This is a genomic window from Hungatella sp. SB206, assembly GCF_051132295.1.
In the GTDB taxonomy this organism is placed as follows: Bacteria; Bacillota; Clostridia; order Lachnospirales; family Lachnospiraceae; genus Hungatella; species Hungatella effluvii.
In genome coordinates, this window is record NZ_CP096603.1 from 1,283,392 (window position 1) to 1,303,662 (window position 20,271).

Sequence of the window (20,271 nt, forward strand, 5' to 3'; positions counted from 1 at the left end):
GCAGGTGGAACAGAACGGAACTTTGTGCTATGATAGGGAAGTATAATTGAATCATATGATATTAAGTGTATGTTCAAGCTGCCAAAGATATCGGCGGGGATATATGCCATAGGAAAATCAGATAATATACAGGATACTGTTTTATTCGGGAGTGATTAAAAATCAGCAATTGGTTTTTAATCACTTTTTGTATTAAGATTATGTAAACTGTTAATGTTATAAAATGAGCAAGATTGATAAAAACAGTAAGCTATTTATCGTTTATAATGGGTACCTGACAGAAAGGAGGCAGCCCGTGAAACGCATCGATAAAGTAAGGAAGGTAATTGGGTTTATCGAGGATAATCTGACTGAAAAGCTGGAACTGGACGAGATCGCAGAAGAGGTTCATTATTCCAAATACCATTTGCACCGTGTATTTTCGGATACAGTGGGCCTTACGATCCATGATTATATTAAACGGAGGCAGTTGACAGAAGCAGCAAAACTTCTGGTTTTTTCAGACAGGCCTATTATTGATATCGCGCTGATGGCCGGCTATAAGAGCCAACAGGCCTTTACCACTATTTTTACGGATATGTATAAGATGCCGCCGAATAAGTATCGGGAAAATGAGAGGTTCTATCCGTTGCAGATGAGATTTAGGTTTGAAGGGAGTTATGCTATGTTGAGTGAAAGGAAAGAGATACCCTGGGATATCACATTTGCAGATGAAGAGGATATCTCATGCTGGATGGAATTGGTAAGACTGGTGGTGGACGGATTTCCATATTTGTGTGAGGACGAGTATATTGGTGTGCTTAAGCAGAAAATAGAGGCAAAAGAAGCCCTGATATTGAAGGATGGGAATACTGCAGTAGGAATTCTTTTATTCTCCAGTGAGACTGGGAGTATTGATTTCATGGGAAGTCATCCGCTGTATCGTAAAAAGGGGATCCCCAGAGCATTTCTGCATAAGGTGATGGGAGAACTGATGAAAGGGAAGGAAATAAGTATTACCACATACAGAGAAGGAGATCGGGCGGATACAGGGCAGCGAAAGCAGATTCAGGGACTTGGATTTGCAGAGGCAGAACTTCTGGTGGAGTATGGATATCCGACTCAGCGGTTTATTCTGCCGCAGGAGGAAAATAATAATGGACAATAGCAGTATTCCGTTTCCGGATGAGGCGGCTCATCTGGAGGATATGAATAAGAAGCTGGAGTATGCTCTTGAGAGGGCGGAAAAAGATGTAGAGAAGCTGGACCGGGAGTATAAGGCTTCCAAGCGGTATATGGCGGAGAACAGGGGCGAAATCGATCCCCATGAAATGTTTCAGAATGAGCTTCTTTTAAAACAGACGGATCGGACGGGGGCATTTTCCGTGGAGGTGCGTAACCGGCTCATGAAACTGAAGGAATCTCCGTACTTTGCCAGAGTTGATTTTTGTGGGGAAGACGAAACGGAAGAGGACCCCTTTTATATTGGCAAATTTACCTTTAAATATGAAAATGACCTCTTGATCTATGACTGGCGTGCCCCGGTTTCCGGTCTGTTTTATGATTTTGAAACCGGGCCGGCCTTCTATGACTCGCCATCCGGAAGGATCGAAGGGAGACTGACAAGGAAACGCCAGTTTAAAATAAAGGACGGGGTGATGGAATACGCTTTGGAAAGCTCCGCTAACGTACAGGACGAGATTCTGCAGAGGGAGCTGAGCCATACCTCCGATGAGAAGATGAAATCTATCATCTCCACCATTCAAAAGGAGCAGAACCGGATCATTAGAAACGAAAAGGCGGAAACCCTGGTGATACAGGGGGTCGCGGGTTCGGGGAAGACCTCTATTGCACTGCACCGGATCGCATTTCTGCTCTATCGGCATAAACGGCAGCTGAGTGCCAGAAATGTGACAATACTGTCTCCGAATAAAGTGTTTGGAGATTATATTTCTAATGTTATACCGGAGCTTGGAGAGGAACCAATCTATGAACTGGGATTTGCTGAACTTGCTGATATACAGCTGGAAGGCATCATTGGTTTTGAGAAGGAACACGACCCGCTTGAAGCGAGGGAGGAAGCGTGGATACAAAGAGCACGGTACAAGTCTTCAATGAAATTCGTCTCAGAGATGGATGAATACATCAGACAGCTGCCGGACCTCCTGTTTGTACCAACCGATTATATTTTTGGGAGATTTAAGGCGGACAGGGAGTGGATCAGGACCAGATTCCGCGCCTACAGCGGTTATCCGGTAAAGCAGAGGCTTTCCATGACAGCGGATGATATTTATGAACGGTTCCGGAGCGAGAATATTATGGAAGAAGATCTTCCGCGGCGGGGAACGATTTTGAAGAGTTTAAACTCCATGCTCACGATTAAGAATTTGTTTGCTCTCTATCGGGCGTTTTATAAGTGGCTTGGACGGCCGGAATTGTTTGTCATGCCATCTAAAAAGACACTGGAGTGGGCGGATGTCTATCCGTTTATGTACCTGCGGGCGGCTTTTGACGGGATAAAGAAAAGCGGAGTTACGAAACATCTGGTGGTCGATGAGATGCAGGATTATACGCCGGTTCAGTACGCGGTGTTGAATCAGATGTTTCCGTGTCCCAAAACAATTTTGGGAGATTTTGGTCAGTCCATCAATCCCCATTACCGTTATTCTCTGGAGGATTTAAGAACAATTTATCCGGAAGCAGAGTTTGTCACGCTGAGTAGGAGCTACCGGTCTACATATGAAATTATGACATTTGCCAAAAGCGTTCAGAATGTTGTGTCCTTAGAGCCGGTAGAACGGCATGGGAGAGCGCCGGTCATAATCTCCTGTGCTGATGAGCAGGAAAAGATCCGTGAGATTAAGCGGAAAATCCGTAATTTTGAAAATGGGGGAAACGTTTCCCTGGGAGTTATTTTAAAGACAAATCGATCGGCTGCACAGATGTATGAGATTCTTTCTGCGGACTGTAACGTAAGTTTAATTACTCCGGAAAGTTCAAGTTTTCAGAATGGGGTAACAGTTACCTCCATTCAGATGGCAAAAGGGTTGGAGTTCGACGAGGTAATCCTTGCGGATGCAGACCATGAAAACTACAGGACAGAGTATGACCGCAGCCTGCTTTACATTGCCTGTACGAGGGCCATGCATGAACTGACGCTGCTTTACTCTGGAAAAAGAACGGAACTGGTCAGCAGTTCCTTTTTACAGCGGCCTCTCGTTCTGGTATAATAAAGACCAGAGACAGGAGGTCGCCATGAAAGTTATCCATACTGTAGAATTAAAGCCGGGAAGCTATGAAGAGCAGCTGCCTGATTTTTCGCCGGATTTTCCTTATATCGCTTCCTATGTGGAACTGGAGAAGCATCTGGGGAAGCAGTCGCCGTGGCATTGGCATAAGGAAGTCGAACTGTTTTATATGAAAGAGGGGGCGGTGGAGTATGTCACACCCCAGGGGAAGATCATCCTCCCACAGGGCTCCGCCGGCTTCGTCAACTCCAATGTACTCCACATGTCGCGGGTGAAGGAGGGGGAGAAGACGTCGGTTTCCATGATTCATATTTTCGATCCGCTGCTGGTGAGCGGGCAGACGGGAAGCCGGATTGACCAGAAATACGTGCGGCCGCTGGTCACAGCCCCTGGTATCGAGATGATCGGGCTTTATCCGGACCGGCCGGAGCACGCGGAGTTCCTTGGGATGCTCCGGGAATCGTTTGAACTTTCGGAGGATGAGTATGGTTACGAGATCCGCCTGCGGGCCCTTCTCTCGGAGCTGTGGTGCCGTCTGCTTGCGATCGCAGAGCCACTTTTCGGTGATGGCGCCCAGGGCAGCAGGCCGAGTGAAAAGATTAAGATGATGATGGTGTATATCCATGAACACTGCGCGGATAAGATTTCGGTGGCAGAGCTTGCGGCAGCCGCCTATATCAGCGAGAGGGAGTGCTTCCGCACGTTTCATGACTGCCTGAAGATGACGCCAGTGGAATATATGACAGATTACCGCTTACAGAAGGCGTGCCACATGCTGGCGGAAGGGGATGACTCCGTCACCAGGATATGTCAGTCCTGCGGACTGGGAAGCAGCAGCTATTTCGGAAAGGTATTCCGGGAACGCATCGGATGCAGTCCCATGGAGTACCGAAGCAAATGGCGGAATTATGATATAGATTGACAGTAAGATGATATTTTCCTGAAATAAACTGCACTATAATGATATTGTAAAGAGAAGACAACAGATCAGACAGTGCAGGTGTCCGGCGTGCCGGACGGTTTTATTCAGGAGGGATAGATATGATGAAACTCAGGATTTTAGATATGAAGGAATTTTTGAAAGCTGTCAATGAATGTACGGGGCCCGTTTATATGGTGGACTCTGATGGAAGAAAAGAAAATATAAACAATGAATACGGAATCCAGGCGAAGCTTCAGGCGGAATATCAGAGGAACAGGAAGATTCTGAGTCTGTGCCTGGAGGTTCCCACACCAGCGGATTACCTGAACATTGTGAATTATTATGTGGGCGACTGCTGAGCGCCGCCATGGAATTCAACGAAACGGCCCGATGTGCTGAAATAGCACACCGGGCTGTTTTGAAATACGCCCGGTAATTCAGTGCAGAGGGCGGCTGTATCAGAATTCCGTTCAGCAAAAAAGGTCGAGAGTATTTTTATGATTTTTTGTATGATAAGCGTGTCAGATACATCAGAAAGTTCGTGAAGAAACTTTTTAGGTGAAGATGACAAAATAGCACGCAAGCGGTTTCAAGACGCCCGCTGGGTGCACAGAACAGGAGGAGACAGTTATGAAGGAACAGGTGGAAGCGGTTCAGAGGATGCAGGACTATATTCAGGAGCATTTAAGGGAGACGGTTACGCTGGCTGATTTATCCAGGGTATCGCTGTTCTCGCCGTGGCATTCCTACCGTTTGTTCCGGCAGTGGACGAACCAGACTCCGGCCGACTATATCAGGCGGCTGCGCCTCTCCGAATCCGCACTGAAATTGAGAGACGAGCAGTGCAGAATCGCAGACGTGGCGTTTGAGTATGGGTTCGGCAGCGTGGATGGATACCAGAGGGCGTTCTTCCGGGAGTTTGGCTGCAATCCGCGTGAATACGCCGGGAATCCGATTCCGTTGTATCTGTTTACCCCGTATGGCGTCAAATACAGAGAGATCAGAAAGGAATGGAATGCAATGGAAAATGTGAGAAATGTGTTTATTCAGGCAATTGACAAACCAGAGCGCAAAGTGATTATCAAGAGAGGGGTGAAGGCGGAGGACTACTTCCCCTACTGTGAAGAGGTGGGCTGCGATGTCTGGGGACTCTTAACCAGCATGAAATCCCTCTGCGGGGAACCGGTATGCCTCTGGCTTCCGGAGGCCTTGCGTAAGCCTGGGACCTCAGTCTATGTACAGGGCGTGGAGGTCACCATGGATTACGACGGTCCGGTTCCGGAGGGCTTCGATGTGATCGAACTCCCTGCGGCCAAATACCTCATGTTCCAGGGGGAAACCTTTGAGGAAGAAGACTACTGCGCAGCGATCGAGGCGGTTCAGACAGCGATAAAGAGATACGAGCCGTCGGCCGCGGGATACCGGTGGGACAGCGAAAATCCCCGGATTCAGCTGGAACCGGTCGGTACAAGAGGATATATTGAACTGCTTCCGGTGAAAAAACTGTAAAAACAGGCCGTTCCTCCTGGAATTGAAAGCCCTTTCAAAGTTCTTGACAGACATAAGCCCTCGTGATATGTTTAAGCAGAATATTTCTTATTAACAGAAAGGAACAGGAAATTAATTCCAGGAGGGCCACGTATGGAGCGCCATAAAAAGTCACTGAAACTAGGCGCCAGATTCAGTATTCTGGCTGGTGCCCTGCTGTGTGCGAGCACAGCTATTGTTATTACTCTCTGTGGAATCATTTTCCACAGGCAGTTCATGGACATGCTGAAGGCGGAATGTGTGCAGGGAACGAATCTGCTGAATTATGAGCTTTCGAAGGCGGAAAATGGGGATCGGGACAGGACGCAGCTTCTCGATGAACTGAAGGCTCAGACCGGTTACGAGTATACGATCTTTCAGGGAGATAAGCGGACAGCCACCACGATCATAAAGGCTGGAGAGCGCGTCACCGGAACGACGCTGGATCCGGCTGTTGCGAAGATAGTCCTTTCAGAGGGGAAATCATTTGTAGGAGAGACCCTGATCCTGGGTGTACCCCATGTCTGCTCCTATGTACCGCTGTATAGAGTGGATGGGACGATTGAAGGGCTCATTTTTTCGGGAGTCTCGAGTTATGAGGCGAAGTCCACGATGTATCGGGCGCTGTGGGCTATGGGGCTTGCGGGGCTGATCTGCGCGGCGGTGGGCGTTGGACTGATTCTGTTTTTTACGAAGAGGGCCATATCGCTTCCCTTCGCCAGCCTCAGGAAGTTTGCCCGCACGGTGGAACAGGGAGATTTTGGAATTGCCTCTAATACTCCTGTGGTATCTGGAATTACGTCGGGAGATGAGATCGGAGAGCTGGCAGGAACCTTTGAACTTACCGTAAAGCGGCTGAGAGAGTATATTGGAGAGCTGGCATACGTGCTGGAACGGATTTCGGCCAATGACCTGACGGTGAGTCCCACACTGGATTACGTCGGGGATTTCAGCTCCATCCGGGAATCTCTGGTTCATATTACGCTGCGGTTAAATCATACGCTGGAAGAGATCGTCCGGTCGTCCGCCCAGGTGGCAGATGGTGCCGGTATGGTGGCAGACGGCGCCATGACGCTGAGTGAGGGGGCCCAGGAACAGGCCGCTTCGGTGGAGGAACTGGCGGCGACGCTGGAAGCCGCCTCGGATGAGGTTGACAGTACGGCTCGCAACGCGGGCGAGGCCAGTCTCGTCTCCCAGGACGCGGTCCGGGTGCTGGAGGCGGGAAAGGCTCAGATGGAACAGCTGACGGCCGCCATGAATGATATCACACACGCTTCCGAAGAGATTGAGCGAATCACAAAGGTGATCGAGGATATTGCCCTGCAGACGAATCTGCTGGCGCTGAACGCTGCCGTCGAAGCCGCGCGGGCCGGGGAGGCGGGCAGAGGCTTTTCCGTGGTTGCGGAGGAAGTGAGGAGTCTGGCGGGGAAGAGCTCCGCGGCTTCCAGGGATACGGCGAAGCTGATCGAGAATGCCAACACGGCGGTCAGAAAGGGCAGAGAGATCGCCGCTGCCACAGCCGAAGCTATAGAGCAGGGCGTGTCTGCTTCCAATCAGGCGATGGGACTGGTGCGGGAGATATCGGCCGCGTCGGCCCAGCAGGCGGAGCACATCAGGCTCTTACGCGGCGGCATGGAACAGATTGCCGAGATCGTGCAGTCCAATTCGGCAACCGCCGAGGAGGAAGCGGCGGCCAGCCAGACGCTCTCCGCCGAAGCGAGAAGATTAGACGGTATAGTGGCTGCCTTTCAGCTCAAACGTGATAATATGATGAAATAAGGTGACAGGAGGAAGTTACATGGAAATAAAGCTTTTAAACGACGATTTCTCGGTTTGTAAAATCCGGGACCTGTCAGGAGTCAATCTGACGGATTCGTTTTATTTTATCGGGAAAACGGATGAGGAATTATCACTGGTGTGCAGAACGGAGCATGTTCCGGAGGAGACGACGGACCGAGAGGATGGCTGGAAGGCATTTCGGATCGAGGGAGTGCTGGATTTTTCCCTGATTGGAATCCTGGCGGATATATCGGCAGTCCTGGCGAAGCATTCGATCGGTATTTTCGTTGTTTCCACGTATAACACCGATTACGTTCTGACGAAGAAAGAAGATTTCCTGCGGACGGCGGAAGCGCTCGCGGAGAAGGGCTATCTGGTAAAATAGGGAAAGGGGCGGCGGACGCGAGTCTGCCGCCCCTTTCTCACAGGGCAAAATAATATATTAAGACAATGAAAAAGGATCAGCCGGGGGAGCTGGTCCTTTTTTCGGAGAAGGTATTTCGTTTCTTATGGGGTGTAGCAAAAACTATATAATGTATTGGGGGGGGTTACAATTATTAATATACACCATAATCCCTACAAAAGTGTTCACAAACTTCAGGAAATTTCAAAGATAAAATTGTGCGTTTTACCAGTAAAAAAATATTGATTGTCGGAAATGGATAAAAATCCACTGATTTTATTGACTGGGATCCGTCATTTAGACGCTTTACAGAGGCTGGCTTCCAGTTTGTATTTGATGAGTATTCGCGTCGGTTGTATTGCCATTCTCGTATTTTGCTGCTCAGAGTGTCAAGTGATCATTAAAGAAAGAAACTTTTCTATTTCTGCCCGAGCCAGTTCAAAGCCGCCGACCTGACAGTACTGTTCTCCGCCTTCCAGCGCAGTAAATATCCGGCTAGTGACAGAGGAGTCATGCGTTATTTTCCAGTTTAGGTCCAGGTCAGACTCCATTTTCCGCCGTATCAGGGAATTGATAAGCTCTCTCCTCCCGGTTAATAAAAGCAGCCGGAGAACAGTTCCTTTTAACGGTGAGAGACGGTGAATGGCCTTTACCGGTTTTTCCCACTCGTAAGTAAAGACGAGGCCATTTTTTCTCGCTTGTCCCTGCCCCGGCCCTTCAAATAATAAGATGGTATAGCCTTTATCCGGATATTCTTTTAGGAGCGGATAGAATACTTCCGTAAAGGAATCGTAGCCGCCGTGAATCAGGATAACACCCCGCTCATTTTTTGCCGAAGATCGGTTAGGAGGGCTTACAATGTCTGACGAACAGAGATGAGGGGCACTTCCCGGTCTGGCTTTTAAGCGGATTGCAGGCACTCTTCTTTTCGGACTGATGTATCGGGGAGGTAAAATTCTGCCATGCGGTAATAAGCGGCTGCATGTTTGAAACGCTGCTCCGTGCGGGCTTTTTCAGCTGCGGCCCACCAGGTGGCCGACCAACTTTCCATATCGGTGATTTTGGAAGCCGCTGCCGTTATCTCGGCCAGTGTCCGGGCATTTTGATCGGCCAGTGTCCGGGCGTTTTCGTCTGTCTGTGACGGCAGTGCAGGTTCAGATAGGACGGACATCAGCGCGCGGTTGATCTGAAAATTCATCTGTTCATTATCGGAAAAAAGAAGAAACATAGTCTGTAAACACCTCCCCGCATCGATGAAGCAGTTTCATATTGACTGCAGCCACTACGGTTCCGGCGGCCAGGAAGCCAAGCCACAATTCATAGTGTCCCGTAAAGTAACCGAACGCCGATACAAAGGTTAGAAGCAGCAATTGCTTGCAGACAGCGATCGAGAAGCTTTCCGTATTGAAAAATGTGCCGAATGGGACGAAACGTACCCGAATAAATTGTTTCTTTAGAGCCTCACTGCTTTTCCGTGGGATAGCAAGAATGATCTCTTCCATATCATGGAGAATAAATAGCAGCGGCAGCAGCCATACAATTGCTTTCATAAATAATCATCTCCTTTCCCACCGATTGTAAGGGGGCCGGAAAAAAGTTTCAATCACCAGATAGAACGGAAGTTATAGGAAAAGCAATAAAATGCGACAAGCAGTTGCTTAACCATACGGAATGTGCTATTCTGCTCGTATCAAGCAGCTATTCTTGCACGTAAGCGGCCAAAAGATGTCCGCTAAACGCTCATAGCGAGGAGGAAATGACATGAATCAGCAGGATTTGCGTGTGATTAAAACGAAGAAAAACATAGAACAGTCATTTCTGCGGCTGCTGGAAAAGAGGTCCTTTTCCGAGATCACGGTGCAGAATATTCTGGACGAGGCGATGATCAACCGATCAACCTTTTACAAACACTATTCAGACAAATACGATTTGGCCAGACTGCTGTCGGACCGGATGTTTCAGGAGTTTCAGCTTATGCTGGAAAACCGTTTTAATGCATCGCAGAACAGGGAAGTTTATGAGACCATCGATATGATTTACGAGGTGCTGTATGATAAGCGGGAAGCATTTCTGAATCTTTGGAAAATACATACGGATGAGGTTAATCTGGAGAACGAGATGGCGGATTATTTAAAGCACCGGTTTATTGCTGCCTACAGTTCAGGATTTATCGGCAATGCCACCCAAATGGATTATTTGTCCGGAACCTACGCGGCTCTGACCATGTCGTCCTTAAAATGGTGTCTGAATCATGACTATGATACGGTGCGTGAGGTAGTTCCGCCCTTTGTCCGCAATATCCTTCTGGCAATGCAGGAGTTCCAGCAGTCGGGGGAGGAGGGGCAGCAGACAAAACAGGATTTATAACAACTATAACATAAATGCAAAGAACAGGGAGAGAAACTATGAAATATTTTGGAGCAGGACTGGGTGAAGTGCATAAGGAACTGGGGAAGATTATACGGAAGGCAGATTGTCTGGCTGATGCCGGGCGTCTGTTTTCAGAGCTTCATGGCGCCCTGCATCTTTCGGAGGTGTCGGGGGGCGAGGAGAATGAGCTGGACCGGCTGACCGGAGACCTGGAGGACCCGGAGTATGCGGTGATGGTGACATCAAAGGATGAGACGATCGCATGGGCACTCTGGCATATAGCCAGGCTGGAGGATTTGACCATGAATCTTCTGGTCTCCGGAGGGGAGCAGGTATGGAACAGGGAGTGGGCCCGGTGTCTGGGAACAGCAGTTGCAGATACCGGCAACGCGATGAGTGACGATCAGATCATGGAGCTCAGCAAGGCGCTGCGCCCCGCCGAACTGCTGCAATACAGGAGCGCGGTCGGCAGAAGGACGGGGCAGGGCTTTTGCTCATGCCGCCGACACGGGACCCCATGCTGCATTTAAACGACTGCTGTAAATGGAAACAGCAGATACGGTCGAAGAAAAAGTTTTATAGAAGCTAAATGAAAAAAATTGTAACTGGCCTGTAACGAATCGGGTTTCTGCAACACTAATTAACAGAGAGGAGGAAACACATATATGGATTCCATGGAACAGATCTATTTATCACACGCCAAAACAGTATATGCCTTTCTCCTGACGAAGACACAGAACCCGGATCTGGCGGAGGAACTGACCCAGGAAACATTCTATCAGGCGGTGAAAAGCATCCATAAATTCAAAGAGCAGAGCAGTGTATCTACCTGGCTCTGCGGCATTGCGCGGAACGTATGGTTCGATCATCTGCGGAAGCAGAAGGGCAGGGCCGATTTCGAGGAAGCGGAAGAGATTGCAGTCCCTTCCGCGGAGGAGGAAGTGTTCTGTTCCTGGGATCAGCTTTCGGTCATGAAGCTGCTTCATCATCTGGAGGACCCCATGCGGGAGGTGATGTATCTGCGCCTGACCGGCAGTCTGACCTTTGGCCAGATCGGAGAGATCATGGGGAAGAGCGAGAACTGGGCGAGAGTGACTTTCTATCGGGGAAAGAAGAGCACTCTCGGAAACTCCTTTGCACTCATCTTTGTGGCTGATTTTCCGCCATATGCACACAAATTTATTCAACGTACACACCGTGTACGCCTCGTAAATTTGTGCACATCTGACGAAAAATCATCTCACAAATCTGAGCACAAGGAGTTTCCGAGAGTACTCAAGAATTGTAAAGGAGGCGAAGGAAAATGAAACAGAACATACCCTGTGAAATGATCCGCGATCTTCTTCCGCTGTATGTGGAAGGGCTGACGTCCGAGGAGAGCGGCAGGCAGATCGAGGCGCATATGGAGAACTGTGAGGACTGCCGCGGCCGGTATCTGCGGATGAAAGAGGACCTTGGACGTGAAACGGATGTAAAACGAAAAGAAAATGAACGGGAAATTGATTATTTGAAAAAAATCAGGAAGAGCAATCTGCGAAAAGTACTTTTAGGCATTGGCTCCGCATTTGCCGTAGTCCTGCTGGCCCTGTTTTTAAAGCTGTTTGTCATCGGATACCCGGTGGATTCCTATCTGGTGACGTATGCAAATGTGAACGAACACATGCTGGCGGTCGGAGGTGTCTTTTACGATTCCGCCTCTGTGTACCGGAGGTATAAACTGGTTGGAGAGGATGATGGAAATACAAAAATGGTGATCTATGCGTGTCTGCCGTCTGTCTGGAACAGGAGCGGAGTATTTAACCTGAACATTGATTTAACGGAGGTGGGAACGGATCTTTCCATCAATGGAATGAGTGTGAAGCAGGACGGAACCATTGTAAGCAGGCAGGCAAATGAATTATTCGCCGCGAAGCATCCGTATGTGGGAGATATGTCCGCCAACGGCAGAGTCGCACAGCTGCTCGGAATCGGCAGGGCGCTTGGCAGCTTTAAAAATGAGCTTCAGACTTCGGAGGAACCGTTTGGATGGACATTGAACTTTGAGAACAGCGCGGCGAATTCGGCTGTGTTTGAAGAGCAAATGAAGGGATACGCCTGTGTCCTGATGGCTCTGACCGGAAATCTGGGAGAGGTCAATTGGACTTACACGGTCGAACTGGAAGACGGGCCGCAGGTAAGACAGGGGACCATGACCAGGGAGGCCTGTTCTGAGTGGGCGGGAGAACCCATTGAGACATTTGCAGAGAGTCCGGAAGCGGTTCAGAGGCTGCTTGATCTGACTGGTGTGACGAAGGAGTAAATATGGAATTAAAGAAAAATTATTATGGCAGTTTGTGTACGGAAATGTACGAGATTTTGCATGAAAAGGCGCCGCAGGATGAGTTGGAATTTTATCTTTCATACGCCGAAAAAGAAATGTCAATTTTAGAGCCCTTATGCGGAAGCGGGAGATTCCTGATCCCGTTTCTGGAAAAAGGGTATCAGATCAAAGGTGTCGATAATTCCAGGGAAATGCTTGAAAAGCTGAAGCAAAAAGCACCGGATTCCATGGTAGAACAGAACGATATAGAGAAATATCAGACGCAGGAGAGCTTTGATTACATTTTTATCTCATCAGGTTCCGTATCCTTGTTTACGGATATGGAGTCCTGTAAAAGCATTTTAAGCAAGATGAAGACCCTGTTAAAAAAGGCGGAAAATTTGTTTTCGCAGTCGATACGACGGCAAACCGCTGCCCCGATACCGATGAGTATAAGACAAGCCATACACAGTTTGGACCGGGACTTTATGAATTATATTGCGGTACGGAATTATTGCAGGAGGAGCGGATGGATTTTCAGACGCATCTCTATGAATTGGGAGAAATGGAATCGATTCTGAAAGAAATCGGATTTACAACGGTTCTCGTATATTCATCCTTTGAAAAAGAGATAGCTGAAGATAACTGCTCGGAAATGTTTTTGTATGAGTGCAGCTTCTGATAATTTAAAATGACTTAGTGAAAACTCTCAGTAAGAACAGGAGGAACCAGGATGGCTGTCTGGAATCCGTGGCGTGGGTGCCACCGGCACAGCGAGGGCTGCAGATACTGCTATATTCACAAAGGCGATGCAAGAAAAGGGATCAATACGGCCGAGGTGATCCGTACGGATAAATTCTTTGCGCCCATCGAGAAAAAGAAGAACGGTGAATACAAAATGAAGCCGGGCCAGGTGGTATATCTCTGCTTCCAGTCCGATTTTCTGGTTGACGAGGCTGATGCGTGGCGGGAAGAATGCTGGAAGATGATTCGTCAGAGAACGGACCTGCATTTTCTCTTTCTGACGAAACGTATTGAACGGTTTATGCAGTGTATTCCTCCCGACTGGGAAAATGGATATGACAATGTGACGGTATGCTGTACAGTAGAAAATCAGGCCAGGGCCGATGAACGGCTTTCCATCTTTTCCGGCCTTCCGATCAGGCATAAAAATATCATCTGCCAGCCGCTGATTGAAAGGATCGATATACGTCCGTATTTATCCGGGGTTGAACTGGTGGTGGCCGGCGGCGAATCCGACCGGAATGCGCGGCCCCTGGATTATGAGTGGGTGCTCTGGCTGAGGCAGCAGTGTATGGAAAACGGGATTCATTTTGAATTCAGGCAGTGCGGGACTCATTTTATCAAGGACGGCAAACGGTACACGCTGGCGGTGAAGGACTTGGGAAGCCAGGCGCGCAAGGCAGGGATCGATATCTAGTGCCGGCCGATGAAGCTATGGAAAGATTGGAGGAATGACGAATGCCGCGGATATTTTTGGTAGAGGATGACAGGGAGATTGCGAAAAACCTTATGCTTCTGCTGCGCTCGGAGGGATTTACGGTCACCCACGCCCCCACGCGGGAGGAAGCATTTGCCGCAGCAGACGGCAATAAATTTGATCTGGCGCTGATTGATATTGCGCTGCCCGATGGAAATGGTTTTACCGTATATACAAAGATCAAGGAGACCCAGGATATTCCAGTGATCTTTCTGACTGCCTCGGGCGATGAGACGAGTGTTGTCACAGGGCTTAATATGGGGGCTGACGACTATATTACCAAGCCTTTCCGCCCGCGGGAGCTGATCGCGCGGATCGGGGCTGCGCTGCGAAAAAATGGGCGCAGCGGGGCGGCATTTGAAATCGGCGGGCTTTCCGTCGATATGGCGGGCGGCGTTGTGAAAAAAAACGGGCGCGAGGTTTTCCTCTCAGCGCTGGAGTACCGTTTACTGCTGGTGTTTGTTAATAATTCCAGGAATATTATCACGAGAAGCAGGCTGCTTGATGAATTGTGGGACGTGGCGGGCGAATTTGTCAATGATAATACATTGACTGTGTATATCAAGCGGTTGCGGGAGAAGATAGAGGATGATCCTGCAAATCCGCAGATTATTCTGACTGTCCGCGGAACCGGGTATCGATTGGGGGGCGGAAATGTTTCGGAATAAGGAGTTTCGGCAGTTTGCCATGGTGTTCGTCCTGACGGCAGCCGTCACGGCAGCACTTGGATTTACCATCAATACGGCGGCCGGAATTCTTACCGCCGTTTCAACTTCTGTTTTCGGCATCGCCTTTTTCCTGTTTACGAAAGCCCGATACAGGAGTATCGCACGGCTTTCCAATCAGATCGATCTCGTGCTGCACAATGCCGACCGTCTGGATCTCGACGAACTGGAAGAGGGCGAGCTGTCTATTCTCCACAGCGAAATAACGAAAATGCTGCTGCGCATTCGGGAACAGAACGAGGCGCTGAAAAATGAAAAAATGCATCTTGCCGATTCGCTGGCCGATATCGCCCATCAGCTCCGCACACCTCTTACGTCTGCAAACTTAACGCTTTCCCTGCTGGAGAAAAATCCGGATGAAAACGAACGGAGGGCCTTTATTCGGGAAACAGAGGAACTGCTGGTGCGCATGGACTGGCTGATCACGTCTTTGCTTAAATTGTCTCGTCTGGACGCGGGCGTTGTGGTATTTCAACGAGAGCCGGTTGACGTAAACGACCTCATAAGCGCGGCTCTCCGGCCGTTGCTGATCCCTATGGAACTGCATGGGATTGTGGTGCAGAGAGAGGTGCGTGCAGATGCAAAGACGGCATTCCCCATAATCGTTCAGGGCGACCCGGGCTGGCTGGCGGAGGCAGTACAGAACATCCTTAAAAACTGTATGGAAAGCGCGGGGGATCACGGAACGATTGCGATTGACTGTACGGATACGGTTCTGTTCACTGAGATTACGATTCATGACAGCGGCGCGGGATTTGAAAAAGAAGCTCTGCCTCACATATTTGAGCGGTTTTACAGTGGAAAAAGCGCAAACAGGGCGGGATATGGGATCGGGCTGGCTCTCTGCAGGATGATTATCATCCGGCAGGGAGGGACGATTACTGCAAAAAATCATCCGCAGGGAGGCGCGGTATTTACCATCCGTTTTCCAAAGTGACGGATATCTCACTGAAAAGTCACAGAGATGTAAGGTGAATTCTCTATTATATGAGTATACCATGAGGAAGGAGGCTCACATAATGGAGCTTTTAAAAATTGATAATCTATGCAAGGTCTACGGCAGGGGTGAAAATCAGGTTACTGCCCTTGACCACGTTTCACTCACAATCGAAAAGGGCGAGTTTGCCGCGATCATCGGCCCCTCCGGCTCCGGCAAATCGACATTGCTCCACATCATCGGCGGCGTGGACGTGCCGACCAGCGGAAAGGTGTATTTAGACGGGCAGGATGTGTATGCAGGAAACAGTGAAAAGCTGGCCATTTTCCGCAGGCGGCAGGTGGGGCTGATCTACCAGTTTCACAACCTCATTCCCACCCTGAATGTGGTGGAGAATATTACCTTGCCCATCCTGATGGACAAAAGGAAGGTCAACGAGGAACGACTGGAGGAATTGCTGGAAATGCTCGGTCTGAAAGACCGGAGAACGCATTTGCCTAATCAGCTGTCCGGGGGGCAGCAGCAACGGGTATCCGTTGGGCGCGCGCTGATGAATGCGCCGTCTGTCTGCCTGGCCGACGAACCGACAGGCAGTCTGGACAGCCACAACGGCCATGAGATCATCAATCTGCTGAAATTAAGCAACAAAAAATACCGGCAGACCCTCATCGTCGTCACGCATGATGAAAATATCGCCCTGCAGGCAGACCGCATCATCGGTATCTCGGATGGTAAGGTAGTGCGGGATGAGAGGATGGTGTGATGATGAATATCTTTCACAAGGTCACCCTGCAGAGCATGAAAAAGAGCCGCACGCGGACAATTGTCACCGTGATCGGGGTAATTCTGTCCGCGGCTATGATCACGGCTGTCACGACGTTCTCCGTTTCTCTGCTGAACTACATGATTAAGGGCGCAACCGTGAAATATGGCGGATGGCACGTCGAGTTTTTGGATGTCGATTCCTCATTCGCGGAGGCGCGGGCCCGGGACGACGGTGTGGCTGGCACAGCGATATCCGAAAATATTGGCTATGCGGAGCTGAAAGGCGGGAAAAATCCCAACAAGCCCTATCTCTTTATTGCGGGATTCAGCAAAGAGGCTTTTGACACGGTTCCCATTGAGTTAGTCTCTGGCAGACTTCCTGAGAACAGCGGGGAGATTCTGGTTCCGGCCCATGTCGCGTCAAACGGCGGCGTTGCTTATGCAGTGGGGGACACACTTTCGCTTGCCATCGGAAGCCGTATGGCTGGGGAAGGCCGTCTCGGCCAGCATGATCCCTTTCCTGCCAGAAATGAGCCGGGGAAGGAAAACGAAACCTTTGTGCCTCGGGAAGAAAGAACCTATACGGTTGTCGGCATCTGCGAAAGACCGGCTTTCGAGGAATTTACTGCGCCGGGTTATACCTTGATAACGACAGAAGATACGACAGAAGATACAGCAGCAGATACGACAGAAGATACAGCAGCAGATACAGCAGCAGATACGGCAGCAGGTCAGACGGCAGGCCTGACAGATCAGACGGCCAGCTTAAGCATCTTTGTCACACTGAAAAATCCGGGAAAAGTGAAGGCTTATATTGAAAGGTCTGCCGGGCAAAGCGCATATGTCCTGAATGACAATGTGCTGCGTTTTCTGGGGGTGTCCAGCGATTACCTGTTTAACATGCTTTTATATTCCATCGGCGGAATTTTGATGGCTTTGATCATGACCGGTTCGATTTTTCTGATTTACAATTCCTTTACCATCTCGCTGAACGAACGGACGCGCCAGTTCGGGATTCTGGCATCGGTGGGGGCTACGGCCGGACAGCTGCGGAATTCGGTGCTGTTTGAGGGGCTCTGTATCGGTGCGGCTGGTATTCCCATCGGTATCCTTGTGGGCCTTGGCAGCATTGGCCTTGTAATATCCTTTGTGGCCGAGAAGTTCAAAAACTTCGGCTACAGTGCCGTGTCTCTTTCGCTGACTGTGTCCGGTACAGCCATAGCGGGGGCGGCGGTGATCAGTCTGGTCACAATTCTGTTTGCCGCCTATATTCCGGCCAGGAAAGCGGCGTCCAGACCTGTGATGGAAAGCATACGCCAGACCAATGAGATCAAAATCGAAACGGGAGCCGTGAGAACATCGAAGCTGGCGCAGCGCCTCTGCGGCCTGGAGGGAACGCTGGCTCTGAAAAATTTTAAAAGAAATAAGAAGCGCTGCCGCAGCATCGTGCTTTCCCTCTCTTTAAGCGTCGTTCTGTTTGTATCGGCCAATGCTTTTGGAAGCTGCCTGAATCAGGGAGCGAAGCGGTCCGTGGTAAATACGGATTTTGACATCTGTTTTTCGTCGCCGAAAATTGATGAAAATGAATTATTCCGTCTTTACGGTAGGCTTAAAACTGCGGATGGGATCAAAGAAAGCTCTTATCAGGCGCTTATGTCATATTCCTGCGCGGTCAGGGCTGGCGACTTGTCAGACGAATACCGGAAATACATGGGGTATGAGAATCCGGATGAGACAGTCACACTGCCGATAGATATCCAGTTCATTGAGGACAGAGAATTCCGTAATTTTATCGAAAGCCAGGGATTGTCTCCGGAAGAATATACCGGCCAGAATGCGAAAATGATTGCCGTAGCGAAGCAAAAATCAGATGAGACGAAAAGCGGCCGGAGCGGGCTGGTTAATATGTTTGTGGGTGATTCTGTGAGCGGATCGGTCACTCCCGGAGCCGAACTGCCCGGGGAGGTGAAAGGGAATCCATCGGCAGACAAAGAGAAGCAGATAAGTATCACCTTCGTCGATACCATACCTCTCGATACACTTCCAAAGAACTCTTCCGATGTGAAGCCGTTTATCTTTATGATCGTCGCACCATGGCAGCTAAGAGAACAGTTTGTATCTCCGGATGCGGGGGAGATAATGGGACTGACCTTTCTGGCAGATAAGCCCTCCCAGGTGACGGCGGAGATGTCGGAAATGATTCAGGAAGCGGGAATAGGAACCGATTACACCCTGTATAATGTGAACCGGATGTTTGAAGAAAACCGCAGCATTCTGTTTGTCATTCATGTGTTTACGTATGTTTTTGTGATGATGATTTCGCTGATTGCGGCGGCCAATGTGTTCAATACCATTTCCACCAATATTAAGCTGCGCAGGCGGGAACTCGCCATGCTCCGGTCGATAGGAATGTCTGACCGTGATTTCAATAAGATGATGAATTTTGAGTGTGCCTTCTACGGTATGCGGACGCTGCTGTTTGGGCTGCCGGCGGCGGGAATCTGCTCCTGGCTGATCTACTGCGGCATGGCTGCCGGGGGAGCGGACGTAAGCTTCGTATTTCCATGGGCAAGTATGGCAGTCAGCGCGTTCAGTGTGTTCTTTATCGTGTTTATCACAATGGTGTTTGCAGTCGGAAAATTAAAGAAAGAGAATATCATTGATGCGCTTCGAGATGATATGGCTTAACAAAAGATCAGGGCCTGGCGGAAAAAGCCAGGCCCTGTTTTGAAAAAAGTTTGGTTGTTTTGTTCTGCAGTGCAGCATGACGTGCGGCAGTACAGTATGTCGTGCTACAGATCCAGTTTTAAATCCCCTTCCCTGATCCAGCCGGCTTTCCTTAAAAATTCTCCGAAGACCAGCGTCAGAACGGCGGGAAGCAGGAAGCAGACCAGCAGAATTCCGATCCACATTCTGGAACCTCCGCCCATCGCGGTATAGACGCCAATTGGACCAACCAGCCCGCAGGTTCCCATGCCGGAGGCCGTCTCGATGTTTTTCATCTGGAAGATCACAGTGGCGACCGGACCGGTTACGAGGGAGGCCAGCGTGGGCGCAATCCAGATTTTCGGATTCTTTACGATGTTGCCCATCTGGAGCATGGAGGTGCCGAGCCCCTGGGCCAGCAAACCGCCCCAGCCATTTTCCCGGAAGCTTAAAACGGCAAACCCGATCATCTGGGCGCAGCAGCCGGCCGTGGCCGCGCCGCCTGCCAGACCGTCGAGCGCCAGCATAATACAGATAGCGGCGCTGCTGATCGGCAGCGTCAAGGCGATTCCGATGAGGCCGGATACCAAAATTCCCATGAAGAAGGGCTGCATCTCCGTGGCTGTTTTTACCAGATTTCCGAAGGCGGCCATAAAGGCAGCCACACCCGGCCCTACAAACTGAGCGATCAGGACGCCGGAGATGATGGTGACGCCGGGGGTGACGATGATGTCAACCCGGGTTTCCTTCGATACGATTTTTCCGAGTTCCGCTGCCACGACGGTGGCCACCAGTGCGCCGACCGGTCCGCCCAGCTCGTTGCCGGCGATCCCGACGGTAGCGGCGGAGAATAAGACCAGCTGCGGCGCCTTCAGCGCGTAAGCGATCGATACTCCCAGAGCTGCGCCGGTCGCACTTTTTGCGTAGCCCGCAATGGTGCCAAATAACGCGACACCTGTCTTGTCACCCAGCGTTGCAAAGATGGTGCCGATCAGCAGCGAGGCAAATAAGCCAAATGCCATGGCACCCAATGCATCAATGAGATAGGTCTGGACGGTGATGTTGACGTTTTTACGTTTCAAAAACTCTTTCACGCCTGTTTTTTCCATG

21 protein-coding genes and 1 pseudogene are annotated in these 20,271 nt (G+C 49.9%); 18 read left to right on the forward strand and 4 right to left on the reverse strand.

Features of this window, described 5'->3' with window-relative positions:
* The first annotated feature begins 295 nt into the window (after positions 1-295).
* The 7 genes from M1L66_RS05680 (at position 296) to M1L66_RS05710 (ending at position 7,840) form a co-directional block, all read left to right on the forward strand.
* The gene (locus M1L66_RS05680; RefSeq protein WP_187023258.1) at positions 296-1,147 is read left to right on the forward strand and encodes a helix-turn-helix domain-containing protein; all 852 of its coding nucleotides are present in this window, start codon (positions 296-298) and stop codon (positions 1,145-1,147) included.
* Positions 1,134-3,209, forward strand: a complete 2,076-nt coding sequence (locus M1L66_RS05685; protein WP_434694200.1) for a HelD family protein — start codon at positions 1,134-1,136, stop codon at positions 3,207-3,209. Before M1L66_RS05680 ends, M1L66_RS05685 begins: the two co-directional genes overlap by 14 nt.
* Positions 3,210-3,234: 25 nt before the next feature.
* Positions 3,235-4,149: a helix-turn-helix domain-containing protein gene (locus M1L66_RS05690; RefSeq protein ID WP_434691456.1), complete on the forward strand. Its 915-nt coding sequence runs from the start codon at positions 3,235-3,237 to the stop codon at positions 4,147-4,149.
* Between the two features lie 119 nt (positions 4,150-4,268).
* A complete protein-coding gene (locus M1L66_RS05695) occupies positions 4,269-4,508 on the forward strand; it encodes a ribonuclease HII (RefSeq protein ID WP_187023256.1) in 240 nt (79 codons plus the stop codon).
* Between the two features lie 271 nt (positions 4,509-4,779).
* Positions 4,780-5,658, forward strand: coding sequence for a helix-turn-helix domain-containing protein (locus tag M1L66_RS05700; RefSeq protein WP_434691458.1), 879 nt, complete (start codon positions 4,780-4,782; stop codon positions 5,656-5,658).
* 132 nt (positions 5,659-5,790) lie between these two features.
* The gene (locus M1L66_RS05705; protein ID WP_434691461.1) at positions 5,791-7,455 is read left to right on the forward strand and encodes a methyl-accepting chemotaxis protein; all 1,665 of its coding nucleotides are present in this window, start codon (positions 5,791-5,793) and stop codon (positions 7,453-7,455) included.
* 19 nt (positions 7,456-7,474) lie between these two features.
* Positions 7,475-7,840: an ACT domain-containing protein gene (locus M1L66_RS05710; RefSeq protein WP_434691464.1), complete on the forward strand. Its 366-nt coding sequence runs from the start codon at positions 7,475-7,477 to the stop codon at positions 7,838-7,840.
* A gap of 407 nt (positions 7,841-8,247) precedes the next feature.
* Here M1L66_RS05710 and M1L66_RS05715 read toward each other — a convergent pair whose 3' ends face one another.
* Genes M1L66_RS05715 through M1L66_RS05725 form a run of 3 tightly spaced genes read right to left on the reverse strand, consistent with a single transcriptional unit; the run spans position 8,248 to position 9,408 of the window.
* Positions 8,248-8,778: a hypothetical protein gene (locus M1L66_RS05715; protein WP_434691466.1), complete on the reverse strand. Its 531-nt coding sequence runs from the start codon at positions 8,776-8,778 to the stop codon at positions 8,248-8,250.
* Complete coding sequence (locus tag M1L66_RS05720) at positions 8,760-9,086, reverse strand: hypothetical protein (RefSeq protein WP_434691469.1); 327 nt, start codon at positions 9,084-9,086, stop codon at positions 8,760-8,762. Before M1L66_RS05720 ends, M1L66_RS05715 begins: the two co-directional genes overlap by 19 nt.
* Positions 9,064-9,408: an HXXEE domain-containing protein gene (locus M1L66_RS05725; RefSeq protein ID WP_187023251.1), complete on the reverse strand. Its 345-nt coding sequence runs from the start codon at positions 9,406-9,408 to the stop codon at positions 9,064-9,066. Before M1L66_RS05725 ends, M1L66_RS05720 begins: the two co-directional genes overlap by 23 nt.
* 211 nt (positions 9,409-9,619) lie before the next feature.
* On the opposite strand from M1L66_RS05725, the gene M1L66_RS05730 reads away from it, so the two are divergent.
* The 11 genes and pseudogenes from M1L66_RS05730 to M1L66_RS05780 all read left to right on the forward strand — a co-directional run bounded on the left by M1L66_RS05730 (position 9,620) and on the right by M1L66_RS05780 (position 19,143).
* A complete protein-coding gene (locus tag M1L66_RS05730; RefSeq protein WP_434691472.1) occupies positions 9,620-10,225 on the forward strand; it encodes a TetR/AcrR family transcriptional regulator in 606 nt (201 codons plus the stop codon).
* 38 nt (positions 10,226-10,263) lie between these two features.
* Complete coding sequence (locus M1L66_RS05735) at positions 10,264-10,758, forward strand: hypothetical protein (RefSeq protein WP_434691473.1); 495 nt, start codon at positions 10,264-10,266, stop codon at positions 10,756-10,758.
* Between the two features lie 135 nt (positions 10,759-10,893).
* Positions 10,894-11,343, forward strand: a pseudogene (locus tag M1L66_RS05740) (RNA polymerase sigma factor); the annotation flags it as partial.
* A gap of 188 nt (positions 11,344-11,531) precedes the next feature.
* Positions 11,532-12,527, forward strand: a complete 996-nt coding sequence (locus M1L66_RS05745) for a DUF4825 domain-containing protein (protein WP_187023248.1) — start codon at positions 11,532-11,534, stop codon at positions 12,525-12,527.
* A gap of 116 nt (positions 12,528-12,643) precedes the next feature.
* On the forward strand, positions 12,644-13,108 hold the full coding sequence (locus M1L66_RS05750; protein ID WP_434694201.1) for a class I SAM-dependent methyltransferase: 465 nt from the start codon (positions 12,644-12,646) through the stop codon (positions 13,106-13,108).
* On the forward strand, positions 13,057-13,209 hold the full coding sequence (locus M1L66_RS05755; RefSeq protein WP_434694372.1) for a hypothetical protein: 153 nt from the start codon (positions 13,057-13,059) through the stop codon (positions 13,207-13,209). The genes M1L66_RS05750 and M1L66_RS05755 overlap by 52 nt, the downstream gene beginning before the upstream one ends.
* 51 nt (positions 13,210-13,260) lie before the next feature.
* Positions 13,261-13,968 carry a DUF5131 family protein gene (locus tag M1L66_RS05760; RefSeq protein ID WP_434691476.1) on the forward strand — a complete coding sequence of 236 codons (708 nt, stop codon included), beginning with the start codon at positions 13,261-13,263 and terminating at the stop codon, positions 13,966-13,968.
* Positions 13,969-14,009: 41 nt separating this feature from the next.
* Positions 14,010-14,696 (forward strand): response regulator transcription factor, encoded by a 687-nt coding sequence (locus M1L66_RS05765; protein WP_434691478.1) that lies wholly within the window; start codon positions 14,010-14,012, stop codon positions 14,694-14,696.
* Positions 14,683-15,690, forward strand: coding sequence for a sensor histidine kinase (locus M1L66_RS05770; RefSeq protein ID WP_434691480.1), 1,008 nt, complete (start codon positions 14,683-14,685; stop codon positions 15,688-15,690). Before M1L66_RS05765 ends, M1L66_RS05770 begins: the two co-directional genes overlap by 14 nt.
* A gap of 82 nt (positions 15,691-15,772) precedes the next feature.
* A complete protein-coding gene (locus M1L66_RS05775) occupies positions 15,773-16,453 on the forward strand; it encodes an ABC transporter ATP-binding protein (RefSeq protein ID WP_002601366.1) in 681 nt (226 codons plus the stop codon).
* Positions 16,454-16,455: 2 nt separating this feature from the next.
* Positions 16,456-19,143: an ABC transporter permease gene (locus M1L66_RS05780; RefSeq protein WP_434694203.1), complete on the forward strand. Its 2,688-nt coding sequence runs from the start codon at positions 16,456-16,458 to the stop codon at positions 19,141-19,143.
* 104 nt (positions 19,144-19,247) lie between these two features.
* On the opposite strand, the gene M1L66_RS05785 is transcribed toward M1L66_RS05780, so the two are convergent.
* Positions 19,248-20,270 (reverse strand): PTS transporter subunit IIC, encoded by a 1,023-nt coding sequence (locus M1L66_RS05785; protein ID WP_187023243.1) that lies wholly within the window; start codon positions 20,268-20,270, stop codon positions 19,248-19,250.
* Position 20,271: the final 1 nt, after the last annotated feature.

Excerpts from the sequence above, each read along its gene's own strand:
- M1L66_RS05690 (WP_434691456.1), top strand. The coding sequence starts at position 3,235 with ATGAAAGTTATCCATACTGTAGAATTAAAGCCGGGAAGCTATGAAGAG.
- M1L66_RS05695 (WP_187023256.1), top strand. The coding sequence starts at position 4,269 with ATGATGAAACTCAGGATTTTAGATATGAAGGAATTTTTGAAAGCTGTC.
- M1L66_RS05700 (WP_434691458.1), top strand. The coding sequence starts at position 4,780 with ATGAAGGAACAGGTGGAAGCGGTTCAGAGGATGCAGGACTATATTCAG.
- M1L66_RS05705 (WP_434691461.1), top strand. The coding sequence starts at position 5,791 with ATGGAGCGCCATAAAAAGTCACTGAAACTAGGCGCCAGATTCAGTATT.
- M1L66_RS05710 (WP_434691464.1), top strand. The coding sequence starts at position 7,475 with ATGGAAATAAAGCTTTTAAACGACGATTTCTCGGTTTGTAAAATCCGG.
- M1L66_RS05720 (WP_434691469.1), bottom strand. The coding sequence starts at position 9,086 with ATGTTTCTTCTTTTTTCCGATAATGAACAGATGAATTTTCAGATCAAC.
- M1L66_RS05725 (WP_187023251.1), bottom strand. The coding sequence starts at position 9,408 with ATGAAAGCAATTGTATGGCTGCTGCCGCTGCTATTTATTCTCCATGAT.
- M1L66_RS05730 (WP_434691472.1), top strand. The coding sequence starts at position 9,620 with ATGAATCAGCAGGATTTGCGTGTGATTAAAACGAAGAAAAACATAGAA.
- M1L66_RS05735 (WP_434691473.1), top strand. The coding sequence starts at position 10,264 with ATGAAATATTTTGGAGCAGGACTGGGTGAAGTGCATAAGGAACTGGGG.
- M1L66_RS05745 (WP_187023248.1), top strand. The coding sequence starts at position 11,532 with ATGAAACAGAACATACCCTGTGAAATGATCCGCGATCTTCTTCCGCTG.
- M1L66_RS05750 (WP_434694201.1), top strand. The coding sequence starts at position 12,644 with ATGTCAATTTTAGAGCCCTTATGCGGAAGCGGGAGATTCCTGATCCCG.
- M1L66_RS05755 (WP_434694372.1), top strand. The coding sequence starts at position 13,057 with ATGGATTTTCAGACGCATCTCTATGAATTGGGAGAAATGGAATCGATT.
- M1L66_RS05760 (WP_434691476.1), top strand. The coding sequence starts at position 13,261 with ATGGCTGTCTGGAATCCGTGGCGTGGGTGCCACCGGCACAGCGAGGGC.
- M1L66_RS05765 (WP_434691478.1), top strand. The coding sequence starts at position 14,010 with ATGCCGCGGATATTTTTGGTAGAGGATGACAGGGAGATTGCGAAAAAC.
- M1L66_RS05770 (WP_434691480.1), top strand. The coding sequence starts at position 14,683 with ATGTTTCGGAATAAGGAGTTTCGGCAGTTTGCCATGGTGTTCGTCCTG.
- M1L66_RS05775 (WP_002601366.1), top strand. The coding sequence starts at position 15,773 with ATGGAGCTTTTAAAAATTGATAATCTATGCAAGGTCTACGGCAGGGGT.
- M1L66_RS05780 (WP_434694203.1), top strand. The coding sequence starts at position 16,456 with ATGAATATCTTTCACAAGGTCACCCTGCAGAGCATGAAAAAGAGCCGC.
- M1L66_RS05785 (WP_187023243.1), bottom strand. The coding sequence starts at position 20,270 with ATGGAAAAAACAGGCGTGAAAGAGTTTTTGAAACGTAAAAACGTCAAC.